This window comes from Virgibacillus sp. GM2-2 (genome assembly GCF_055329585.1).
Genome location: NZ_JBUZWC010000003.1, coordinates 13,103 through 38,191, shown reverse-complemented (window position 1 = coordinate 38,191; position 25,089 = coordinate 13,103). Strand labels below are relative to the sequence as shown.

Here is a 25,089-nt window from a genome sequence, read left to right as displayed (position 1 = left end):
CTTGCTTATATAGCAGGTCAGTTTTTTTTACTGGAAGAAATATATAAGTTTTTAGGATATCAGAACATGTGCAACTTGATCGTTAATCCTTTGCGATAAGCAAAGTTTTCTAATATAGTAAAAAAAGGATAATGGTAATAATATAAATGGTTAATACTACGAATAAGGTAAAAAAACAATATAGTTTGGAGTTGTTTTTATGAATCAGGTGGATGAAAAAATAGTGGAATCAGATGGTTTAAATCTACACCTCGTACCAAGTAAAAAGTTTAAAACATTAAATTTTGTTGTAAAATTTATGGCGCCGTTAGATCGATCTACGATTACCAAACGCGCAATTTTGCCATATGTTCTGCAGCAAGGAACAAAGAAATATGGCAGCAGAAGTGAATTACATCAAAAATTAGATGATTTGTATGGAGCAGTGCTCTCGATTGATGGAACTAAGAAAGGTAATTATCACATTATTTCTTTCCGTTTAGAAATTCCAAATCAACGATTTTTAGAAAACGAATCTGATTTGATTGAAGAATCGATTAAGCTATTAAAAGAAGTTATATATGAGCCTAACGTTACCGACGACAGTTTTAATAGAACTGTTGTAAATAGAGAAAAAGAAACACTAACACAAAAAATTCATTCAATCCTTGATGATAAAATGAGCTATGCTAATATGCGTTTAGTAGATGAGATGTGTGAAGATGAAGTATACAATACACATGTTCATGGCTACATTGATGATTTACCATCTATAGATGGATCGTCATTATATTCTTACTATCAGTCGATATTAGCAGAAGATAAGTTGGATTTTTACGTTTTAGGTGAATTTAATGAGTCACAAATGTCTAATTTAATTGCATCAACGTTTACTAAGGCGAATGCTTCACAGAAACAATTACCCAAATTAGAAGAAGCAAAACAAGAAAGAGCAGCAAAAGTGATTACTGAAAAGCAGAACGTACAACAAGCAAAATTACATATTGGCTATCGGACAAATTGTACCTATAGTGATAAACTGTATGCTGCTCTACAAGTATTTAACGGGTTATTTGGAGGGTTTCCTAATTCGAAATTATTTGTGAACGTCCGGGAAAAAAATAGTCTGGCATATTATGCAGCCTCCCGTTTAGAGAGCCATAAAGGCTTATTGTTTGTATTTAGTGGGATTGCTCCAAAGGATTTTAAAAAGGCAAAGGAAATCATTGACGAACAACTGATAGCGATGAAAAACGGAGAATTTACTGCAGATGATATGGAAGCTACAAAAGAATTAATTGTAAATCAACTGTTAGAAACGTTAGATCATTCTCAAGGAATTATCGAAATGCTCTATCAACAGGAAGTAGCGAACTATTCTTTGACACCAGATGAATTAATCGAAAGTATTAAAAAGGTGGCGAAGGAAGAAATTATCGAAGTGTCAAAAACAATTAGGGAAGACACGACATTCCTGCTTACAAAACAAGGAGAGGAGTGATTACAATGAAAACAAAAAATTATGATGATATTCATGAAAATTTAATTATGGAACAATTACCTAATGGATTACAGGTATTCTTATTACCAAAACCAATGTTATCGAAAACATTTGCGATTTTTTCTACCAACTACGGTTCTGTTGATCTCTCTTTTGTCCCGAGGGATAAACAAGAAGCTATCACGGTACCAGAGGGGATAGCACATTTCTTAGAACATAAGCTTTTCGAAAAGGAAAATCACGACGTGTTTGCTGACTTTAGTAAACAAGGCGCTTCAGCAAATGCGTTTACGTCCTTTACAACAACTGCATATTTGTTTACAGCTACTAATCAAATTGAAAAAAACCTACAAACATTGTTAGATTTTGTACAGGAGCCATATTTCTCCGATCAATCGGTTGAAAAAGAAAAAGGAATAATCGGACAGGAAATAACAATGTACGATGATCAACCAGAATGGCGTGCCTTCATGGGAACAATTCAGAATATGTTTCACCAACATCCAGTAAAAGTTGATATCGCTGGAACGGAAAAATCAATTTCAAAAATTACAAAAGAGGATTTGTATACGTGTTATGAAACGTTTTATCATCCCGATAACATGACTCTTTTCATTGCAGGAAATTTCGAAGAGAAAAAAATTATGCAACTCATTAAACAGAATCAATCTGCGAAGAAATTTTTGCCTTCACAACAAATTGAGCGAGTAATGCCAGAGGAACCACGCGATGTATTTAAAAAAGAAATGACTTTAAAAATGCCTGTATCCATTCCAAAATGCTCAGTTGGAATTAAAGGGATAGTGACAGAAACTGATTCAGACACCTTTCTTCTAAATGACTTGCTTCAAAGCATGCTATTGGATTTTTATTTTTCGGAGGGTGGATCTTTTTATCAACAACTATACGAAGAAGGAATTATCGATAATAGTTTTTCCTTTGAATCAAATAATGAAAATGGGTTTGGTTATGCCATAATCGGTGGAAGCACTTCAAAGCCCGATGTATTCGCTCAAAAGGTGAAGGAAATGTTGTTAAGTATAAAAAGCATCAACATAACAGAGACCGATTTTAATCGTATGAAAAAAAAGCACATTGGTCAGTTATTACGTGCAATGAATTCGATTGAATTTATTGCTAAAAAATATATTTACTATCATTCAAATGGAATTGACTTATTTCAAATTATAGCAAGACTTCAAAGCTTAAGCTATGAGGAAATGTCAAATTTCATGAAGGATTGGATTCATGAAGAACAGTTAACCGTATTTAAAATTGAAGCGGAATAGGGAGATAGAATGGGGAAAAATGTATTAATTATTGGAGCAAGTGGTGATATAGGTATAGCGATAGCTCAACAATTAGCGGACGAAGGTGCTCAATTAATTCTTCACTTTCACAAAAATAGTAAAGGGTTAGAGCTTTTACGACAACAGATTGGTCAGGAAAAAATCCTTGCTGAGATTAGTGCTGATCTTAGTCGGAAAGAAGGTATTGACTACCTGATATCACAATTAGTTTTTCACGTAGATAGTGTTATTTTTGCAAGTGGAAAGGGGCATCATTCTTTATTTCAAGATGCTACAGAACTGGAAATGGATGAAATGCTTACTTTACATGTTAAGGCACCGTGGATGATTGTTAATCAGTTACTACCAGCGATGATTCAAAGAAGAAATGGATCGATTATTTTAATTACATCCATTTGGGGTGATATTGGAGCAAGTAATGAGGTAATGTATTCTTCAGTAAAGGGTGCACAAAACACTTTTGTTAAAGCTTTAGCAAAGGAAGTAGCTATAAGTGGTATTTCAGTCAATGCGTTAAGTCCAGGGTTTATCGAGACGAAAATGAACCATCATTTGTCAGAAGATGAGAGAAATTCAATTATTAGTCAGATCCCAATTAATCGACCTGGGCTCCCAATAGAGATAGCGCACACGGTCAGCTTTTTGTTGGATGATAGGTCAAACTATATCCAAGGGGAAGTTATTCATATAAAAGGTGCATGGTAATTCTTCTTGTTTCAGATAGACGCCAGACAGATACATATGCTTTTTAACTTAATATGTATAAAGTATTTATATCTTCAAATACTATTTATGTAAAACAAGTTAAAAGGAGGATGTGTAATGTCTGTTTTAGATAACTTTGATACATGGAAAGACTTTTTATCCAATCGTTTACAACAAGCTCAATCAGAAGGAATGAGCCAACAAGCGGTTAACAACGTAGCATATGAAGTAGGGGATTACCTTGCAAAAAGTGTCGATGCAAAAAATGACGAAGAAGCAGTTCTAAGAGAACTCTGGAATGCTGCTTCTAAAGAAGAAAAACAAGCACTAGCTAGTACCATGGTGAAGTTAGTTCAAAACAAAGGCGCACAATAACACGAAATAAAATGTAGCGAATCGAAGCTGATGAAATATCTCAGCTTCTTTTTTCGTATAGAAAAGGAAATCTTCTTTTCACTGCACAAAAAATCATTTATTATTAATATAGATAGATTGCAATTACTGGATGAATTAGGTAACATAAAAGCAGCATGTTAGAAAAAGGAGTGTATTATGGAAAAAACGGAATGGTACCTTGAATATGAAATTCAATACAACCGTCCTGGGTTATTAGGTGATATTTCTTCTTTATTAGGAATGCTTTCCATTAATATTATTTCGATTAATGGTGTCGAAAATTCCAGACGAGGCATGCTATTATTATCTGAAAAAGATGAACAAATTACTCGATTAAGGTCGATTTTAGAAACGACAGATACGATTAAAATAACAAAACTTCGAAAACCTAAATTACGTGATAAGTTAGCGGTTAGACATGGCAGATATATTCAAAGTGACGTTGACGATAAAAAAACATTCCGATTCGTTCGTGACGAATTAGGTCTTCTAGTCGATTTTATGGCTGAATTGTATAAAAAGGAAGGTCATAAGTTAATCGGAATACGAGGTATGCCACGAGTTGGTAAAACGGAGTCAATTGTTGCTGCAAGTGTATGTGCAAATAAACGTTGGCTGTTTGTCTCCAGCACACTATTGAAACAAACCATTCGAAGTCAATTAATTAGAGATGAATATAGCGATGATAACATTTATATTATTGATGGAATAGTATCAACCCGTCGTGCGAATGAAAAACACTGGCAGTTAATTAGAGAAATCATGGCTTTACCTGCAATTAAGGTAGTAGAACATCCGGATATGTTCGTTAAGTCTACAGAATATGAACTGGATGATTTTGATTATATTATTGAATTGCGTAGTAATGAGGATGAAGAGATTACATACGAACCGATTGAAAAGGAACAATCTTCGCATGATGATGGTTTTTCTATGTTTGATTTTTAAATTGGATGGTGTTACTTATGGAAATTGGAACGAAATTAAAAGAAGCACGAGTGGCACAAAACTTGTCACTTGAAAGCGTCCAGGAAACAACGAAGATCCAAAAAAGATACCTTATTGCTATTGAAGAAGGTAATTTTAACGTATTACCTGGCAAATTCTATGCCCGCGCTTTTATTAAAGAATATGCGGTTGCAGTTGGATTGGATCCAAATGAACTTTTAGATGAATATAAGGAAGAAGTACCCAAAGCAGAAGATGAGAATACAGAACAATATACACGCATACAACGTTCTAGAAGAGATAGTAACTCGCCAAGGAATACTGCAATTTTCTCTATTTTTCCGACAATCATTGTAATACTGCTCATTATCGGGATTATTTTTGCTGCTTGGTATTTCATATCTAAATCATCGGGTGAAGACCCAGCCGATCAAGTTGACACACCAGATAATAATGAAATTATTTATGATCCAGGTGAATCGACGCAAGATGAGACTCAAGGTAACAATGAAACAACAGATGAAACACCAACTGAAGAGGAACAGCCAGAAACACCTACTGATGAACCCGAATCCGATGCGGTTGAACCTACATTAGAGTTAGTGGAAGCAGGTTCAGGCACAAGTCCAGAATCTACTTTTGATTTAAATAATGCAAGTGAAGAAGTTAAAGTTGTATTGGAATCAGATGGTAATTCTTATCTTGCAATGTCAAATGAAGCTGGAGAACAGTATTTTGCTGGTCCTTTTTCAGCAGAGATCTCACCGAAGGAAATAGATGTCTCAGATGATGAGAGGATATATTTTAATATTGGTAATGCACCTGATCTAACCATAACTATCGATGGGGTTACGCTGGAATATCCGGTTGATGCTAATGAATATGTACATCAAAAAATTTGGATTAATATCAATCCAAAACAGGAATAAAATAATGCTTTAAAACCCTTCCATTAATCAACTTGAGGAAGGGTTTTATAGATAATAATGTTTTTAGGAGGATAAAAATGAATATACCAAATAAAATTACAATTTCACGAATTTTACTCATTCCTATTTTTATACTTTTACTTTCAATACCTTTTGATTGGGGAGAAATAGAAATTGGTAATGCAGTATTACCTGTATCACATCTGGTCGCAGCATTATTATTTATTGTTGCATCGACAACGGATTGGATTGATGGATACTATGCGAGAAAATATAATTTAGTCACTAATCTTGGGAAATTTTTAGATCCGTTAGCAGATAAACTATTAGTGTCTGCTGCTCTTATTTTACTAGTTGAATTAGGACTTGCGCCAGCATGGGTTGTCATATTGATCATAAGTAGAGAGTTTGCAGTAACAGGATTACGTCTTGTCGCAGCGGGCGAAGGAATTGTTCTTGCTGCTAGTCAAATGGGTAAATTAAAAACATGGATACAAATAGTTGCAATCTCAGCTTTATTACTTCATAATTTTCCATTTTCGTATGTTGGATTCCGCTTTGATATTATTGCGTTATATGCCGCATTAATTATAACTGTAATTTCTGGATATGATTATTTTGCTAAAAACTGGAATGTGATGAGGGACTCTAAGTAATGAAAGAATTGAATGCTGAAATTGTTGCCGTAGGAACGGAACTATTACTTGGTCAAATTTCCAATACAAATGCACAATGGATTTCACAAGAACTTGCAGTGCATGGTGTAAATGTACTGCATCATAGTGTAGTTGGTGATAATTTATTAAGAGTAAAAAACCAGTTCGAACTTGCTAATAATAGATCTGATGTAATCGTAATAACCGGAGGCTTAGGCCCAACCGATGATGACCTAACAAGAGAAGCTTTTCAACATTTAACTGGGTTGTCAATGATTGAGCATCAGCATTCGATGGAAAAAATTGAGTCATATTTTATAAGACAAGGTATAACAATGACACCTAATAATCGAAAACAAGCTAGGGTATTTGAAGGGGCAACCGTCATTGAAAATAAGGTTGGTATGGCTCCAGGAATGTTTTTACATTACAACGGAAAGGTTTGGATTTTTTTACCTGGAGTTCCAAAAGAAATGAAGCAACTTTTCCGGGATGCAATGATGAATCTTGTCCAATTGTTTAAAGAAAAAACAATTATAGAGTCAACGATGCTTCAATTTATAGGAATTGGTGAAGCGCAGTTAGAGCATCAATTACACGATATTATATCAGAACAGACCAACCCAACGATTGCTCCACTTGCTCAAACAGAGGGAGTAGCTATTCGATTAACAGCAAAAGCTACCACACTTGAAGAAGCAAGATCATTGATTGATCAAGCAAAGAAACAAATTATAAACAAAGTTGGCGGTCATTTGTATGGTGTTAACGATGAAAAAATTGAACAAAAAATATACCAATTATTAAAAGATAAGGGAAAAACTGTAGCAGCAGCCGAAAGCTTGACAGGCGGAATGTTTGTTGAACGATTGATAGGTGTTGAAGGTGCCTCACAAGTTTGTCCAGGTGGAATTGTTTGCTACGATACTAGAATTAAAGAAAACGTACTACATGTTCCAAAAAAAGTTACAAATGAAATAGGTGTAGTAAGTGAAGCTTGTGCGGAGTCGTTAGCAACAAATATCCGATCCGTTATGGATACTTCAATTGGAATAAGCTTTACGGGCGTTGCAGGTCCAGAAAGTGTTGAAGGACATCAAGTTGGAACTGTTTTTATAGGAATTGTTGATGATACAGGACGAAAGCAATTTGAGAAATTTGTATTTAGTGGAAATCGTCAATCAATCCGTCGTAGAGCAGTCTGGAAGGGTTACGAACTTTTATACAACTTCCTAAAATAGTATTTTCAAAGCGTTTTCTTATTACAAAAATCTATTTTCCTTTATTATTGATTCGCTTTAATTTAATTTTAGGTAAAATATCAATCTAGAAATGAGAACATTTATTCGATTTTAGTCTTGGCAAATGATATAAAACAATGTATGATAGATATAGTTAGTTAAAGGAGGTTCTCTCATTGAGCGATAAAAAACAAGCGTTAGATATGGCGTTGAGAAGCATAGAGAAACAATTTGGTAAAGGATCTATCATGAAACTAGGGGAAACGGCAGAGCAACGAATTGCAACTATTCCAAGTGGTTCATTAGCACTGGATGTAGCATTAGGAATTGGTGGATATCCTCGTGGACGTGTTGTAGAAATATACGGACCTGAATCTTCTGGTAAGACAACTGTGGCTTTACACGCGATTGCAGAAGCACAAAGTCAAGGTGGGCAAGCGGCATTTATCGATGCAGAGCATGCACTTGATCCTAACTATGCTAAAGCATTGGGTGTTGATATTGATGAATTGTTATTATCACAACCTGATACTGGTGAGCAAGCTTTAGAAATTGCCGAGGCGTTGGTGCGAAGTGGTGCAGTAGATATCATTGTTGTTGACTCTGTAGCGGCACTTGTACCAAAAGCTGAAATTGAAGGTGAAATGGGAGACGCACACGTTGGACTTCAAGCGCGTTTGATGTCACAAGCTTTGAGAAAGTTATCTGGTGCTATCAACAAATCTAAGACTACAGCAATCTTCATTAACCAAATTAGAGAAAAAGTTGGTGTGATGTTCGGAAATCCAGAAACTACTCCTGGCGGACGTGCACTTAAATTCTATTCTTCTGTTCGATTAGAAGTGCGACGAGCAGAAACACTTAAACAAGGTAATGACATCATGGGAAATAAAGCTAGAGTTAAAGTTGTTAAAAATAAAGTGGCTCCACCTTTCAAAGTGGCTGAAGTAGATATTATGTATGGAGAAGGAATATCCAGAGAAGGCGAATTGATTGATATCGGCTCCGATCTAGATATCGTACAGAAAAGTGGTTCTTGGTATTCTTATAACGAGGAACGCCTTGGTCAAGGGCGTGAAAATGCAAAACAATTCTTAAAAGAAAATCAGGAAATCTTAGAAGAAATTAAAGAAACTATTCGTAAACATTATAATTTGGATGCAACACCTGAGGAGCCAGTTGAAGCTGGACAAGAAAGTTTGGATATTTAATATTTTTATAGAATACAAACAATAGAAAGTTCTCTCTTCGTTTATCGAGAGAGAATTTTTTAGTATTTTTAAATGTTTACAATTCAATGTGAATAATTTTTACGATTCCTTGACATTGGTATAATTGGCAATTAAAATTAGATTGTATAATTATTTTTATTTCATTATACAAAAAATGATATTTTTTAGCAGAATTTGGTACATGCCGACAAATAATGTTTTTGTACAACTTTATAGCAATGGGAGGTGAAACTATGGACTTTTTAACGTTAGTCATCTCCATTTTGCTTACCCTAATCGTCGGTATTGTTGTTGGTTATCTGATTCGTAAATCTATAGCAGAGGCTAAAATTTCCAGTGCAGAAAAATTAGCCAAGCAAATAGTTGATGAAGCACATCGAAATGCAGATGCTTCTAAGAAAGAAGCACTTCTTGAGGCGAAAGAAGAAAATCATAAACTTCGCCAGCAAACGGAACAAGATTTACGCGAACGACGAAATGAAACACAAAAGCAAGAAACCCGTCTAATGCAAAAAGAAGAAAATCTGGACAGAAAAAGTGAAACGCTTGATAAGCGTGAGCTCATGTTAGAGAAGAAAGAAAATTCACTAGCAGAAAAACAACAACAAATTGAAGAAATGGAAAGCAAAGTGGAAGCTATGATTGCACAGCAGCAAACGGAGCTTGAACGCATTTCAGGATATACATCTGACCAGGCTAAACAGATAATCTTAGAACGAATCGAACAAGAGGTAACTCACGACTCAGCGTTGATGATAAAAGAAGCTGAAAATCGTGCGAAAGAAGAAGCGGATAAAAAAGCAAAAAGCATTCTTTCTTTGGCGTTACAACGTTGTGCAGCAGATCATGTAGCCGAAACTACAGTATCTGTGGTTAACCTTCCGAATGATGAAATGAAGGGGCGGATAATTGGACGTGAAGGTCGTAACATACGTACATTAGAAACCTTAACTGGTATTGATTTAATCATTGATGATACACCAGAAGCAGTAATTTTATCTGGCTTTGATCCAATTCGAAGAGAAACAGCTCGTATGGCTTTAGAAAAACTTGTTCAAGATGGTCGAATCCATCCAGCTAGAATTGAAGAAATGGTGGATAAGGCTAGGCGAGAAGTTGACGAATATATACGAGAAGTCGGAGAAGAAACAACGTTCGAAATCGGAGTACATGGCCTACATCCAGATCTTGTCAAAATACTTGGCCGTCTAAAATATCGTACTAGCTATGGTCAGAATGTATTGAAACATTCGACTGAAGTTGCCTATTTATCTGGATTGCTTGCTGCAGAGTTAGGTGAAGATGAAAAATTAGCGAGAAGAGCAGGACTTCTTCATGATATCGGTAAAGCCATTGATCATGAGGTTGAGGGAAGTCACGTAGAAATCGGAAAAGAATTAGGTATTAAATATAACGAACATGAAGTTGTTATTAATGCTATAGCTTCCCATCATGGTGACGAAGAGGCAACCTCCGTTATTTCTGTACTTGTGGCTGCAGCAGATGCACTATCAGCCGCTCGCCCGGGTGCAAGAAGTGAAACGCTTGAAAACTACATCAAACGTTTGGAAAAACTAGAAGAAATTTCAGAGTCATTTACAGGTGTTGAAAAATCATTTGCAATTCAAGCTGGTCGTGAAATTCGAATCATTGTAAGACCAGATGAAATTGATGATCTTGAGTCTGTACGAGTTGCTCGAGATATACGAAAGCGAATTGAAAATGAACTTGATTATCCTGGACATATTAAAGTTACTGTTATTCGAGAAACAAGAACAGTTGAGTATGCGAAATAAAAGCGGACATCGTTCCGCTTTTATTTTTTTTGACTTTAGATGCATGTTGTGAAACACTAATCATAATTTAATAGATAGGATGATACAGACGATGAAAATATTGTTTATAGGTGATGTTGTAGGATCGCCAGGTAGAGACATGGTTAAGGATTATTTACCAAAATTAAAGGAAAAATTTAAACCGCATATGACAATCATTAATGGTGAGAATGCCGCCAGTGGTAAAGGTATTACGGAGAAAATATATAAGGAGTTTCTAGAGTACGGAGCTCAAGTTATTACAATGGGTAACCATACATGGGATAAAAAAGACATTTTTGAATTTATTGATGAAGCTAAATATATGATTCGACCAGCAAATTTCCCAGAAGATACTCCTGGTAAAGGTATCGTTTATAGTAATATAAATGGTAAGGAAATAGCAGTTATCAATATGCAAGGTAGAACATTCCTACCTCCTCTCGATGATCCGTTTCGTAAGGTAGATGAACTGATTGAGGAAGCAAAAAAAATAACGAATATTATCTTTTTAGATTTTCACGCGGAGGCTACCAGTGAAAAGCAGGCAATGGGTTGGTATGTAGATGGAAGAGTAAGCGCTGTAGTTGGGACACATACACACACACAAACAGCAGATGAACGAATTTTACCTCAAGGTACAGGCTATATAACTGATGTAGGAATGACTGGTCCATACGATGGTATTTTAGGTGTTGAAAGAGATGCTGTTACAAAACGATTCTTAACTAGTTTACCCGTACGTTTTGAAATAGATAAAAAGGGAAGAACACAATTAAATGGAGTAGTCGTAACGATAGACGAAAAAAGTGGGAAAACCTCAAATATAGAGCGCGTTTTAATTAATGATGACCACCCATTTTTCGGGTGACTATTTGAATGTTTAGAATCTTTAATGCATAATAGGGTAATAAGCTATCATCTCCAAGAATATAGTAGCTATAGAACTACATTTAGCAAATAAGGGAGGTACTAGTAATGGATGTATTAAAAGTTTCAGCAAAATCAAATCCAAATTCAGTAGCAGGCGCACTTGCAAATGTACTACGAGAGAGTGGCTCAGCAGAGATGCAGGCTATCGGCGCTGGTGCATTGAACCAAGCCGTTAAAGCAGTAGCAATCGCAAGAGGGTTTGTAGCACCTAGTGGGGTAGATTTAATTTGTATTCCTGCATTCACGGATATTTTGATTGATAATGAAGAGCGCACTGCAATAAAACTCATAATAGAACCTCGTTAATGAGATTTTATCCAAATTTTAAGTGCTATACAATTTTGTATAGCACTATTTTTTCGCATTTAAACTGGTATTTTAGCGTTATAATCAAGAAAGTAAAGAACTTTTTGAATCGGTAGTAAACTATTATTCCTAAAAGTATGTAGAAGCCCAAGTTTTTTAGCGTGATTATGACAATAATCAAAACTTTTATCTAAATAAATCATATTTGGTTGGACTAAGTGCCGCATCTATTGTTTATTTTGATATTAGGCTTTATACTGTAATAATGAAAATCGATACACCTCTGTGTATTTACATAAAGAAAGGAGTCATAAAAATGAATGAGGAACAACGAAAAGAGATGTCTCAAATAAACCAAAAAGATGCCGCGGACAGAAAATCCGGACAGGACAAACCTTTACACGAAAAAACAAGTGCAGATTTTGCCAAATACTTTGAAACAACCTACGAACCTCCAAATCTTAATAAGGCACGTAAACGTGGTCGTGACAAAGTTAATGTCCATTATGATTTTGGTATCCCTGAGGATATTGAGAACATCGGGATGGGTAAAAAATTCTTAATCCGTACATATGGATGCCAAATGAATGAGCACGATACGGAGGTAATGGCTGGTATTTTGACAGAACTAGGCTATGAATCAACCACTAACACGGAGGACGCAGATATTATTTTGTTAAATACATGCGCAATCCGGGAAAATGCTGAAAATAAAGTGTTTGGTGAAATTGGTCATTTAAAACCTTTAAAGCTAGAAAAACCAGACTTAATTTTAGGTGTATGTGGATGCATGTCACAGGAAGAATCTGTGGTAAATCGAATTTTGAAAAAGCACCCTCAAGTAGATCTAATCTTTGGTACACATAACATTCATCGCTTACCTCAATTGATTAAGGAAGCAATGTTTGGTAAAGCTAAGGTAGTTGAAGTGTGGTCAAAAGAGGGAGATATAATTGAAAATCTACCAAAAGTTCGAAAAGGTAAAATAAAAGCATGGGTAAACATAATGTATGGTTGTGACAAGTTTTGCACCTATTGCATCGTTCCAATGACTCGAGGGAAAGAACGGAGCCGTAGACCCGAAGATATTATTCAAGAAGTACGCCATTTGGCAGCACAAGGCTATCAGGAGATCACATTACTTGGACAGAATGTAAACGCATATGGGAAAGATTTAGAGGATATCGCATATGGTCTAGGTGATTTAATGGATGATATTCATAGAATTGATATCCCAAGAGTGAGGTTCACAACGTCCCACCCTAGGGATTTTGATGACCGCTTAATCGAAGTGTTAGCTCAAGGCGGTAACTTACTGGATCATATTCACCTTCCTGTTCAATCTGGAAGTAGTGAAGTATTGAAACGAATGAATCGTAAATATTCGAGAGAGGAATATTTGGAACTAGTTGCAAAAATCCGTAAAGCTATACCAAATGCTACGCTTACAACTGATATTATCGTTGGTTTCCCGAATGAAACAGATGAACAATTTGAGGAGACAATGACATTAATGGAAGAAGTAGGTTTTGAAGCTGCTTACACGTATATTTATTCACCTCGTGAAGGCACACCTGCCGCGAAAAAGAAAGATAATGTACCAATGGAAGTGAAGAAACAGCGCTTGTATCGCCTCAATGATCTAGTAAACAAACAATCTGCAGAATCAATGAAGCAATATAAAAACAAGGTTGTAAAAGTGCTTGTGGAAGGTGAAAGTAAAAAAGATCCTGATGTTTTAGCAGGGTATACAGAAAAGAATAAGCTTGTTAACTTTAAAGGACCAGAGTCAGCGATTGGTAAAATTGTCGAAGTTGAAATAACTGAAGCAAAAACGTGGTCATTAAATGGTGTTATGGTAGAAAATACAGTTGAGGTGAAGTAAAATGGCTGAATATACACGTAAACAAATTTTAGATGAAGCAAAGAATCTGGCAAGAATGCTTGCAAATACAGAAGAGATTGATCGGTTTAAAGAAGTAGAAGCAAAAATTAATGAGAGCCAAAAAGTACAAAAACTTATTACTAAAATAAAAGCATTACAGAAACAGGCTGTTAATTTACAAGCTTACGAGAAAAAAGAGGCATTAAAACGAGTGGAAGAAGAGATTGATCGATTACAAGCAGAAATTGATGATATTCCAATCGTTCAAGAATTTAAAGAAACACAAATTGTTGTTAATGATGTTTTACAACTTGTATCAGGAACGATTGCTCGTGAAGTAACAAATGATGTGATTCGTTCAACAGGTGGGGACTTATTGTCTGGTGAAACAGGTTCGAAATCAAAAAATGGTTCTGGTTGTAGCCATTAATTCAATAATCCAATCGGGAGATAATAAATATTTCTCGATTGGTTTTTTTGGTCTAAAGGGCAGTCTAGTCAACATCTAGAAATGATTTATTTACCTCCTCAAACAAATTCATGGTTTTGCTATGCACTTTAGGTATTTGTCTTGCATAAAATGACTATGAAAAAAGAGGAGGTAAACGAAATTATGACTTTTCTTGATCAAGAATATAGAGAAATCATTACAAAGGCAGTTTGCGGTAAAGGGCGTAGGTTTGTAGAAGCAACACATTCGGTATCACCATCCCACAAGCCATCAAGTATTTTAGGGTGCTGGGTAATTAACCATTTGTATCATGCTAAGAAAAAATCTAAAAATACTGTAGAAGTGAACGGAAGCTACGATATTAATATCTGGTATTCCTATAATGATAATACCAAGACAGAGGTGGTTACTGAAAGAATTACCTACTGTGACAATATTAAGCTTTCCGTTAAAGATGATCAATGTATAAATGATGATTACGATGTAGTTGCTAAGGTAATCCAACAACCGAATTGCTTAGAATGCAAAATTGCAAATGAAGGCAATAAAATCGTTGTTGAAATCGAAAGAGAATTCTTAGTACAAATTATTGGAGATACAAAAGTATATGTAAAAGTTGATCCAAGAGGAATTCACAATCATGATGACGACGATGATTGGGATTTCGATGTAAGCAATGATGAGCTTGATGATATCGATCCAGACTTTCTAAAAGGTAAAAAGGATTAATCTAATTACGAGGGAACATTCTCTCGTAATTTTTTTTGCTCAAAATCCTATGCATAAGCTTCTTGATGTTGACTATTTCTAAACAGTCGCTTCCACTTTTCTTTGTCTAGTTGCAGCTCTTAGCGCCTAGAAAATAGATAGTCAGGATGAACGTAGGGAAAGAACACCCTTCTTTTCACCTGCCTATCTATTTGTACACCGCTAAACAGTCGCTTCCACTTTTCTAAATATGCTATAATCATTGTAGAATATTGTTGATTTTTTGGGGGAATAGGCATGCCGAAATATACACCAATGATGGAGCAGTACTTACGAATTAAAGCTGACTATAAGGATGCTTTTTTATTTTTTCGTTTAGGTGATTTTTATGAAATGTTTTTTGATGATGCGATTAAAGCTGCAAGAGAATTGGAAATCACATTGACGAAACGTGACGCTGCAAAGGACGATCCAATTCCGATGTGTGGCGTTCCGTATCACGCTGCTGCGAATTACATAAGAAATTTAATTGAAAAAGGATACAAAGTAGCAATTTGCGAACAAGTGGAAGATCCGAAGCAGGCAAAAGGTGTAGTAAAACGTGAAGTTGTACAGTTAATTACCCCAGGTACGGTAATGGAATCAAATATGCTTAGTGAAGGTGAAAATAACTATATTGCTAGTATTTCCTACTTTGAAGATGAATCTTATGTAATTGTATATAATGATCTATCTACAGGTGAGAACAAAATCGCGTTAATTTCAAATGGATGGGATGCAGTTATACATGAATTATATAATCAACCGATAAAAGAGGTTGTTATTTCTTCAAAAATGCCATCTGACCTTCAACAACAACTACGTGACAAGTTAAGTGTTACCTTGTCATATCAGGATGAAATTACGTTTAACGGGGAATATAGAGAGCTTTTTGATCAATTAAATGACCAACGTCTGGTTAAGGCGTTTAATCGTTTGCTTAATTATGTTCAGTATACACAGAGACGTTCCCTTGACCACTTGCAACCGGCTCAGATTATTGAGCTTGATCAATTTTTGAAACTAGATATGTACTCTAAACGAAATCTAGAATTGACAGAAACGATTATTAAAAAAGGAAAGCACGGGAGCCTCTTATGGGTTTTGGATAAAACCGTTACTGCAATGGGATCAAGACTCTTGAAAAAGTGGATAGAAAGACCGTTACTTAATCAAAAATTGATAGAAAATCGATTAGAGGTCGTTGAGGCATTTTACAATTCCTTTATGGAACGTGATGCACTACAAGAATGTTTAAAATCGGTATATGATTTGGAGAGACTGTCCGGTCGTATTGCATTCGGTAATGTAAATGGTAAAGACTTAATTCAATTAAAACATTCATTAGCCAAAATACCTGAATTAGTAGCTACTTTAAATCAATTCGAATCAAAACAAATCAGTAAGCTAGTTAATGAGATTCAATTTCCAAATAATCTTGTAGAATTATTGGATAATAGCTTAGTTGAGAATCCACCTGTCTCCATTAAGGAAGGATCCCTTATTAAAGATGGTTATAATGAAATGTTGGACAAGTACCGGGATGCATCTAGAAACGGGAAACAATGGATTAAAGAACTGGAGAAAAAAGAGAAAGAAGAAACAAAAATAAAATCGTTAAAAGTGGGGTATAATCGAGTTTTTGGCTACTACATTGAAGTGACGAAAGCAAATCTTCACCTTTTACCTGAAGGGAGATATGAGCGTAAACAAACACTGACAAACGCTGAAAGATATATAACTCCAGAACTAAAAGAAAAAGAACAATTAATATTAGAAGCCGATGAGAAAAGTGTCGATTTAGAATATGAGCTTTTTATTGCAATTCGTGATCAGTTAAAAGCCTATATTCCTGAACTTCAGAAGCTTGCTGAAGCTGTTAGTAAAGTGGATGTTTTACTTGCCTTTGCAACAGTAAGTGAAAGTTATAATTATAAACGACCAACATTTAATAAAAATACGCTATCCATTAAAAATGGTCGACATCCAGTTGTTGAACGAGTTATGAAAAATGGAGAATTTGTACCAAATGACATTTTTTTAGGCCAGGATGCTGATGTACTTTTAATCACTGGTCCAAATATGTCCGGTAAGAGCACTTACATGCGACAGCTTGCACTGACTGTAATAATGGGTCAAATAGGTTGCTTCGTTCCATGCGAGCAAGCTGAGTTAACTATTTTCGATCAAATTTTCACGCGAATTGGAGCTGCAGATGATTTGGTTTCCGGCCAGAGTACATTTATGGTAGAGATGCTCGAAGCCAATCATGCTATTTCAAACGCAACAAACAAAAGTTTAATTCTGCTTGATGAAATTGGACGTGGTACAAGTACGTATGATGGAATGGCACTTGCACAAGCAATTGTCGAATACATTCATGATCATATCCATGCAAAAACACTTTTTTCGACTCATTACCATGAATTAACTGCACTTGATAAAACATTATCAAAATTAAAGAATATTCACGTACGCGCTGAGGAGTATGAAGGAAACGTTGTATTTTTACATCAAATTAAAGAAGGTGCCGCTGATGAAAGCTATGGCATACATGTTGCTAAGTTAGCACAGCTTCCAAACCCATTAATTGAACGGGCAACTTCTATACTTCGTGAATTTGAAACGAATGATCCGAAACAAAAAGTAGAATACAAAGAAGGTACTAGTCAACTATCTTTTTTTGCAGAAGAAACAACAACACAATCTTCTACACTAAACAAATCGCAGGAATTAGTACTAACAGACCTAAGAAAATTGAATTTATTTGATATGACTCCTCTAGACGCGATGAATGAATTAAACCGACTGCAAAAAAAGCTTAAAAAGTAGGAGTAGAAAGGATAATTCGGATGAAAATATTCCAAATGTCTGATGCACTCGCAAACAAAATAGCAGCAGGGGAAGTAGTTGAGCGCCCAGCTTCTGTTGTAAAAGAACTAGTTGAAAACAGTATTGATGCAAATAGCTCATGGATTAAAGTCGAAATAGAAGAAGCTGGTTTGCAGAAAATAAAAGTAACAGATGATGGAGACGGAATGTCTGAAGAGGATTGTGTTAAATCTTTTCTTCGCCATGCTACAAGTAAAATTAAAAACGAGACAGATTTGTTTCATGTCAGAACACTTGGCTTCAGAGGTGAAGCGTTAGCGAGTATTGCTGCAGTAAGCAAATTGAAAATAAAAACTTCTGAAGGTTTGAAATCTGGTACGTATTTAGAACTTGAGGGTGGAAAAATCATTCAACAAACGAAAAGCGACGCTAGGAAAGGAACAGAAATACTTGTCGAGCATTTGTTTTTCAATACACCTGCACGGTTAAAGTATATGAAAACGATCCATACTGAACTTGGACATATTACAGACCTAATGAATCGACTAGCACTATCGCATCCGAATATTCGATTTGAATTAACGAACAACGGAAAACAGCTTTTTAAAACTGCGGGAACAGATGATTTACTTCAAGTAGCTTCTCAGGTCTATGGAATGAATATAGCTAGAAAAATGATTCCAGTAGAAAAGAAATCATTAGATTTTCACGTAGAAGGTTACATTGCGAAACCAGAAATCACCCGAGCTTCAAGAAACTACATTTCAACGATAATTAATGGTCGGTATATTAAAAGTATACCTTTATCACAGGCTGTAATTAGCGGTTATCATACGTTACTTCCAATTGGACGAAAACCTATTGTAGTGTTATCCATCACGATGGATCCAATTTTAGTTGATGTAAATGTTCATCCTACCAAACTAGAAGTACGATTTAGTAAAGAAAAAGAATTATTTCAATTAATAGAAGAAATGATTAGAAGTGCATTTCGTGAAACATCACTTATACCTGAAATAAAGAAATCTGAACCAAGAAAACAGCAATCTTATCAACCTTCTATTGAATTCGATGAACCAAAGCAATCAGTGAAAGAACCAATCTTATTTGATACGCAAACACTAACTGAGAATCATTCAAAAATTGAGGATAAAAATCGCGATTATGCTCCGTCTGGGTTTCAAATTAACGAAAAAGAAAATACCGAAACTACTAAAGAGATTATAGAAGAACCTATTACGCAATCAAAATCTGGTAAGGAAAGGGTACCAATTATGTACCCAATCGGCCAACTACATGGAACTTATTTACTCGCACAAAATGAGAATGGGTTATATATGATTGATCAACATGCTGCTCAAGAGCGGGTTAAATACGAATTTTTCAAAGATAAACTAGGTAAAGCTGAGAATACTGTACAAGAGCTATTGATACCTATGACATTTGAATTTTCAAGACAAGAATCTATATTTATTGACCAGTATAGAGATGAATTTAATAAAGTAGGATTATTTTTTGAAGAATTTGGAAACCAAACGTATATTATCCGTTCACATCCTGTATGGTTTCCAGCAGGTTACGAGGAAGAAGTAATTCGAGAAATGGTTGATCAGATAATGTCGGATGAATCCGTATCAATTGAGACAGTTCGTGAGGAAGCCGCTATTATGATGTCATGTAAAGGTTCCATTAAGGCAAACCATTATTTAAATGAAAAAGACATGTTTCATCTATTAGAGGATTTGCGTAAGACGACCGATCCTTTTACATGTCCGCATGGACGTCCAATAATTGTGCATTTTTCTTCTTATGAATTGGAGAAAATGTTTAAACGTGTAATGTAACTAGGAGGAATTTATGAAACCAAATGTTGTTGCCATTGTGGGACCTACGGCTGTAGGAAAAACGAAATTAAGTATTGAACTTGCCAAGCAATTTAATGGTGAAATAATAAGTGGCGATTCGATGCAAGTCTATAAAGGAATGGATATCGGAACTGCAAAAATTTCTGAAGATGAAAAAGAAACAATTCCTCATTATTTAATCGATATTAAACAACCCGATGAGGAATATTCAGTGGCAGATTTTCAGCGTAATGTAAAAGAATATATAAATGAGATTACCGAGAAAAAACGATTACCGATAATTGTTGGTGGAAGTGGGCTTTATATTCAATCTACATTATATAATTATAACTTTGCTGATGATGCAAGAGACCCAAAACACACAGCCAAGATAGAAGATGAATTGAAAAAATATGGTGCTTCTTTTTTACACAACCGATTAAAACAAATTGACCCTATCCAGGCTTCAAAAATTCATCCAAACAATCATCGTAGACTTATCCGAGCGATTGAAATATATGAAAGTACCGGTAAAACGATGTCCGAATACCAAGCAGAACAAAAAGATTCATCATATAAACCAATTCTTATCGGATTAGAGATGGAGAGATCATTACTATACAAACGGATTAATCAACGAGTGGATCATATGGTCCAAAATGGACTGCTAGTAGAAGTGAAAAGACTGTATGAAATGGGTTTAGAGAATCATCAATCTATGCGTGCCATCGGCTATAAAGAGTTTATTCCATATTTCAAAGGAGAATACGCTTTAGAATACGCAATTGAATTACTTAAACGGAACTCAAGAAGATTTGCAAAACGTCAATATACATGGTTTAAAAATAAAATGGACGTTTCATGGTATACTGTAACACCTAATACAATTGATGAAAAATTTCAAACAATTTTAACGGATTTAGCAGGAATGTTGAGATAAAAGTAGAAGTAAATAATATATAGATAGAAAAAGGAGGATGTGCAATGGCTCAATCGGTAAACATTCAAGAGCAATACTTAAATCAACTACGTAAAGATCACATTTCGGTCACTGTGTTTTTACTTAATGGATTTCAATTAAGAGGGGTCGTTAAAGCTTTTGATAACTTTACTGTCTTACTTGAGACGGACGGTAAACAACAACTTATTTTCAAACATGCGATTTCTACGTTTGCTCCTGTTAAAAACGTATCTTTGGATAAAGAGTAAGAACAAAAGACGTTCACTCACTTGTGAACGTCTTATTTTGTTGCAGTTATTCCTATTTAGCATAAAATTTGATGAACTGCAAAGTAATCCACCTGAGTTAGTGGAGTATATTCAGTAGCAGACACAGAAGTCCTTATTTTTACTTTTCGGATGTGTTTTATGGGTTAAACGGACTCAGGATGCCTTATTTACCTTTTTTAGAGTTATTTTGAAGATTATCGGACACACGATACCTTATTCAGCTAAAAAACATGATTCTTAACTGTTTTAACCCAAATAAGACATCCTGAGTCCGATAACTACCACATTTACTCTTATTTTTCAGAAATAAGGAATTGTATGTCCGCTAGCTGTTATCCTACATGTATTCATTCCAGTATGCTCAAAAATATTACTTCCTTGCCTAGTTCGAAGCGGAATTTAACGATGTAGTTACGATAAACAAATTTTCTACCTCGCATTTTACATCTAGTTTAAAAATTCTTAGGTTAGTTTACTTTTTAATAAATATGGGCGTTTGTCACAACTTTTTCATTCGGTGCGTATACTAAAATGACTAAGGGGTGATGATTTGGAATCGCAAATGATGCAAAATAAAAATGGCCAAATTAACATTGTACTTTATGATAAACAAGGAATAAAAGTCGAATCTGAACAGCGAGTTACATCAAATGAAAACAGTCCTTTTTATCATATTGACAAGGAATTCTCATCATTCATCGGGATGGACTACTTAAAACATTCAATAAAAGAGATATATGCAATGATTGCCATAAATGAAAAAAGGAAACAAATTGGGCTTAATTCTACTAACCAGGTACTTCACATGTTATTCAAAGGTAATCCTGGAACTGGAAAAACAACAGTAGCTAGAAAATTAGCATCTGTTTATTATGATATGAACATTCTTTCAAAAGGACATTTCATTGAAGCAGAACGTGCAGATTTAGTCGGCGAATACATCGGGCAAACCGCCCAAAAGACAAGAGCTGTAATTCAAAAAGCTGCCGGGGGAATATTGTTCATTGATGAAGCTTATTCTCTTGCTCGAGGTGGTGAAAAAGATTTTGGGAAAGAGGCAATCGATACATTAGTAAAGCATATGGAGGATAATCACGATGACTTTGTTTTAATACTAGCTGGTTACCCGTATGAAATGGAACGATTTTTACTCTTAAATCCAGGACTAAAATCAAGATTTCCATTTATTCTTGATTTTGATGATTATCCGATAGATCAATTAATGCAAATTGGTAACAAAATGCTCCAAGATCGCGAATATCGACTAACGAAGGAAGCGGAATGGAAATTGCGTGAACAATTAATACTTGAAAAACAGAATGATTCCCACAATTTTTCTAATGCTCGATTTGTTCGAAACGTTATTGAAAAATCAATTCGAAAGCAAGCAATTCGTATTTTGCATCAAAATAAATACTCTACAGACGATTTAATTACGTTAACCAAACAAGATTTGGTTTTTAATAATTAATATTTATAATGGAAAGCTAATAAAACCTTATCCTACAAATTGTGATAAGGTTTTTACTTTGCTATTATAAGGATAGTCAGAAAAGAGGTCAGATACTTATGCAGGAACAAATATTAATTATTGCTGTTAAACATCCAGAACAAACAGATGAACATTTTGAGTCTTCCTTACAAGAGTTATCTTCGTTATGTGAAACCGCGGGCGGATTGGTTAGAAAAACTGTAACTCAAAATAGAAATAGAATCCACCCTGCTTACTATATTGGTGAGGGAAAAATAGAAGAAATTTGCCAAGAAATTGAAGAGTTGGAAATTGACTTAGTAATATCCAACGATGAGTTATCTGCCGGTCAATCTCGCAATTTATCTGATCGATTTGGAGTTCGATTAATAGATCGAAGTCAGTTAATACTTGATATCTTTGCAATGCGTGCAAAAACAAAAGAGGGAAAGCTCCAAGTTGAGCTTGCTCAACTTGAATATTTATTACCTAGATTGCGTGGTCAAGGGACGCAACTTTCTCGTTTGGGAGCAGGTATTGGAACAAGAGGACCAGGTGAAACGAAATTAGAGACAGATCAACGTCATATTAGACGTCGGATTTACGATATTAAACGACGATTTAAAGTAGTCGTAAGTCAGCGAGAACAGTATCGTAAACGTAGAAAAACCAATCAAGCATTTCAAATTGCAATTGTCGGCTATACAAATGCAGGGAAATCTACTTTATTTAATCGAATTACAAAAGAACAATCTCTGGAAGAAGATCAATTGTTTGCTACATTGGACCCACTTACAAGACACTTTCAGCTTCCATCAGGATTTCATGCACTAGTGACCGATACGGTTGGATTTTTGCAGGATCTACCCACATCGTTAATTGCTGCATTCCGTTCCACCTTGGAGGAAGTTACGGAAGCTGATTTTATTTTACATGTAGTTGATGGCTCACATCCTGATAAAGAACAGCATCAACGGACGGTGCAAAAATTGCTAGAAGAATTGGATGCGACATATATTCCGATGCTTACCGTATACAATAAAAAAGACAAAATGAGTGATGACTTTATACCAAATAACCATCCGTATATCACAATTAGTGCATTCGATAAACAGGATATTACACGTCTGTTTGAGAAAATCGAATCCATTTTAGAAGCAGATTGGGAATGGTATTCTACTATGCTTGACCCAAATGAAGGTAAAATGATTCACAGACTAGAGCATGAAACAATAATGAAAGATAGAGAATTTGATGAGGTACAAGACAAATATATAATTAGTGGTTATGTTAAGCAAGACCATCCGCTAGTAAGCATGTTAAAGGAGCAGTAATCAATCCATGATCGAAAACTTAGCAAAAGAAGCAGAGCAAGATTGTAAGATACAGCATGAACAAGTGGCGGTAATCGTAGAAAAAAATCAAAAACGTGTATTAGATGCATTTAAACGAAATCGTGTTAGTGACAGTCATTTTAATGCAACTACTGGTTATGGTTATGATGACTATGGAAGAGAAACACTCGAAAAGGTTTATGCTGACGTATTCGGTGGGGAGGATGCGCTCGTCCGCCCACAAATTGTCTCTGGTACCCACGCAATATCGACTACATTGTTTGGTTTATTACGACCAGGTGATGAATTAGTGTATATTACCGGAAAACCTTACGACACATTAGAAGGTGTAATTGGAAAGGTTGATCATGATACTGGGTCATTACGCAATTATGATATTACGTATAAAGAGATAGACCTATTGGATAATCAAGTTATTAATTTTCGACAAGTCAAACAAGCAATTTCTAAACAAACCAAAGTAATTGGGATTCAGCGTTCAAAAGGATATGCGGATCGTCCATCGTTTTCTATAGAACAAATTCGTGAGATGGTGCAATTTATTAAAAATATTAACCCTAATATCATCGTATTCGTGGATAATTGTTATGGGGAGTTTGTTGAAGATATGGAACCACTTCATGTTGGGGCGGATATTATTGCTGGTTCTTTAATAAAAAATCCTGGTGGTGGAATTGTTCGTGCAGGTGGCTATATTGTTGGTAAAAAAGAACTTGTAGAGAAGTGTGCACATCGTTTAACTGCACCTGGACTTGGAAAAGAGACCGGTGCAACATTGAATATGTTACAAGAGATGTTCCAAGGATTATTTTGGGCACCTCACATGGTTGGCGAGGCACTAAAAGGAGCTATTTTTACTGCAAGATTACTTGAATTATGTGGATTTACATCAAATCCACATTATCAATCACATCGCACGGATCTGATTCAATCGGTAACATTTAAAACCGCCGAACAAATGATAGCTTTTTGCCAAACGATCCAACAAAATTCTCCGGTAAATTCATTTGTTACACCACATCCTAGTGAAATGCCCGGTTACGACAGTAAAGTAATAATGGCAGCAGGAACGTTCATCCAAGGGGCAAGTCTTGAATTAACAGCTGATGGTCCCATACGCGAACCATATACAGCCTTTGTGCAAGGTGGATTAACATACGAACATGTCAAGATTGCTTTAATGGAATCGATAAAAAATATTAAAAATAATGATTAACTGATTGAAAATAGGGTAAAAGATAAAGGGTTGCATTGCGACTCTTTTTTAATTTGAATTTACATGTAAGGAAACCTAACATTTGTTTGACAAATAATCTTACATAAC

At 35.2% G+C, this 25,089-nt stretch carries 22 protein-coding genes; all 22 read left to right on the top strand.

What is annotated here, in order from left to right; genetic code table 11:
* The first annotated feature begins 199 nt into the window (after positions 1-199).
* Entirely contained in the window at positions 200-1,480 is a 1,281-nt protein-coding gene (gene yfmF, locus ACY9Z2_RS05225; protein WP_463608559.1) for an EF-P 5-aminopentanol modification-associated protein YfmF, read from the top strand.
* A gap of 5 nt (positions 1,481-1,485) precedes the next feature.
* The gene (yfmH, locus tag ACY9Z2_RS05220) at positions 1,486-2,769 is read left to right on the top strand and encodes an EF-P 5-aminopentanol modification-associated protein YfmH (RefSeq protein ID WP_463608558.1); all 1,284 of its coding nucleotides are present in this window, start codon (positions 1,486-1,488) and stop codon (positions 2,767-2,769) included.
* Positions 2,770-2,778: 9 nt separating this feature from the next.
* Positions 2,779-3,495, top strand: a complete 717-nt coding sequence (gene ymfI / locus ACY9Z2_RS05215; RefSeq protein ID WP_463608557.1) for an elongation factor P 5-aminopentanone reductase — start codon at positions 2,779-2,781, stop codon at positions 3,493-3,495.
* Between the two features lie 117 nt (positions 3,496-3,612).
* Entirely contained in the window at positions 3,613-3,870 is a 258-nt protein-coding gene (locus ACY9Z2_RS05210) for a DUF3243 domain-containing protein (protein ID WP_463608556.1), read from the top strand.
* A gap of 177 nt (positions 3,871-4,047) precedes the next feature.
* Positions 4,048-4,839 (top strand): DUF3388 domain-containing protein, encoded by a 792-nt coding sequence (locus ACY9Z2_RS05205; RefSeq protein WP_463608555.1) that lies wholly within the window; start codon positions 4,048-4,050, stop codon positions 4,837-4,839.
* Between the two features lie 17 nt (positions 4,840-4,856).
* The gene (locus ACY9Z2_RS05200; RefSeq protein ID WP_463608554.1) at positions 4,857-5,768 is read left to right on the top strand and encodes a helix-turn-helix domain-containing protein; all 912 of its coding nucleotides are present in this window, start codon (positions 4,857-4,859) and stop codon (positions 5,766-5,768) included.
* 77 nt (positions 5,769-5,845) lie between these two features.
* Positions 5,846-6,424, top strand: coding sequence for a CDP-diacylglycerol--glycerol-3-phosphate 3-phosphatidyltransferase (gene pgsA, locus ACY9Z2_RS05195; protein ID WP_463608553.1), 579 nt, complete (start codon positions 5,846-5,848; stop codon positions 6,422-6,424).
* Positions 6,424-7,665: a competence/damage-inducible protein A gene (locus tag ACY9Z2_RS05190; protein ID WP_463608552.1), complete on the top strand. Its 1,242-nt coding sequence runs from the start codon at positions 6,424-6,426 to the stop codon at positions 7,663-7,665. Before pgsA ends, ACY9Z2_RS05190 begins: the two co-directional genes overlap by 1 nt.
* A 176-nt stretch (positions 7,666-7,841) precedes the next feature.
* The gene (recA, locus tag ACY9Z2_RS05185; protein ID WP_463608551.1) at positions 7,842-8,876 is read left to right on the top strand and encodes a recombinase RecA; all 1,035 of its coding nucleotides are present in this window, start codon (positions 7,842-7,844) and stop codon (positions 8,874-8,876) included.
* A gap of 254 nt (positions 8,877-9,130) precedes the next feature.
* Positions 9,131-10,693, top strand: a complete 1,563-nt coding sequence (rny, locus tag ACY9Z2_RS05180) for a ribonuclease Y (RefSeq protein WP_463608550.1) — start codon at positions 9,131-9,133, stop codon at positions 10,691-10,693.
* Between the two features lie 91 nt (positions 10,694-10,784).
* On the top strand, positions 10,785-11,582 hold the full coding sequence (locus tag ACY9Z2_RS05175) for a TIGR00282 family metallophosphoesterase (RefSeq protein ID WP_463608549.1): 798 nt from the start codon (positions 10,785-10,787) through the stop codon (positions 11,580-11,582).
* Between the two features lie 107 nt (positions 11,583-11,689).
* Positions 11,690-11,950, top strand: coding sequence for a stage V sporulation protein S (locus ACY9Z2_RS05170; protein WP_463608548.1), 261 nt, complete (start codon positions 11,690-11,692; stop codon positions 11,948-11,950).
* Positions 11,951-12,266: 316 nt separating this feature from the next.
* Complete coding sequence (gene miaB / locus ACY9Z2_RS05165; RefSeq protein WP_463608547.1) at positions 12,267-13,835, top strand: tRNA (N6-isopentenyl adenosine(37)-C2)-methylthiotransferase MiaB; 1,569 nt, start codon at positions 12,267-12,269, stop codon at positions 13,833-13,835.
* 1 nt (position 13,836) lies between these two features.
* Positions 13,837-14,265, top strand: coding sequence for a YlbF/YmcA family competence regulator (locus ACY9Z2_RS05160; RefSeq protein ID WP_463608546.1), 429 nt, complete (start codon positions 13,837-13,839; stop codon positions 14,263-14,265).
* 183 nt (positions 14,266-14,448) lie between these two features.
* The gene (locus ACY9Z2_RS05155) at positions 14,449-15,015 is read left to right on the top strand and encodes an outer spore coat protein CotE (protein ID WP_463608545.1); all 567 of its coding nucleotides are present in this window, start codon (positions 14,449-14,451) and stop codon (positions 15,013-15,015) included.
* 276 nt (positions 15,016-15,291) lie between these two features.
* Positions 15,292-17,865: a DNA mismatch repair protein MutS gene (gene mutS, locus ACY9Z2_RS05150; protein WP_463608544.1), complete on the top strand. Its 2,574-nt coding sequence runs from the start codon at positions 15,292-15,294 to the stop codon at positions 17,863-17,865.
* A gap of 20 nt (positions 17,866-17,885) precedes the next feature.
* Complete coding sequence (mutL, locus tag ACY9Z2_RS05145) at positions 17,886-19,709, top strand: DNA mismatch repair endonuclease MutL (RefSeq protein WP_463608543.1); 1,824 nt, start codon at positions 17,886-17,888, stop codon at positions 19,707-19,709.
* A 13-nt stretch (positions 19,710-19,722) separates the two neighbouring features.
* Positions 19,723-20,649, top strand: coding sequence for a tRNA (adenosine(37)-N6)-dimethylallyltransferase MiaA (gene miaA, locus ACY9Z2_RS05140; RefSeq protein ID WP_463608542.1), 927 nt, complete (start codon positions 19,723-19,725; stop codon positions 20,647-20,649).
* Positions 20,650-20,693: 44 nt separating this feature from the next.
* Positions 20,694-20,918: an RNA chaperone Hfq gene (gene hfq, locus ACY9Z2_RS05135; protein ID WP_463608541.1), complete on the top strand. Its 225-nt coding sequence runs from the start codon at positions 20,694-20,696 to the stop codon at positions 20,916-20,918.
* Between the two features lie 571 nt (positions 20,919-21,489).
* A complete protein-coding gene (gene spoVK / locus ACY9Z2_RS05130) occupies positions 21,490-22,410 on the top strand; it encodes a stage V sporulation protein K (protein WP_463608540.1) in 921 nt (306 codons plus the stop codon).
* Positions 22,411-22,508: 98 nt separating this feature from the next.
* Positions 22,509-23,744, top strand: coding sequence for a GTPase HflX (gene hflX, locus ACY9Z2_RS05125; protein WP_463608539.1), 1,236 nt, complete (start codon positions 22,509-22,511; stop codon positions 23,742-23,744).
* Between the two features lie 7 nt (positions 23,745-23,751).
* A complete protein-coding gene (locus ACY9Z2_RS05120; protein ID WP_463608538.1) occupies positions 23,752-24,981 on the top strand; it encodes a methionine gamma-lyase family protein in 1,230 nt (409 codons plus the stop codon).
* The last annotated feature ends 108 nt before the right edge of the window (positions 24,982-25,089 follow it).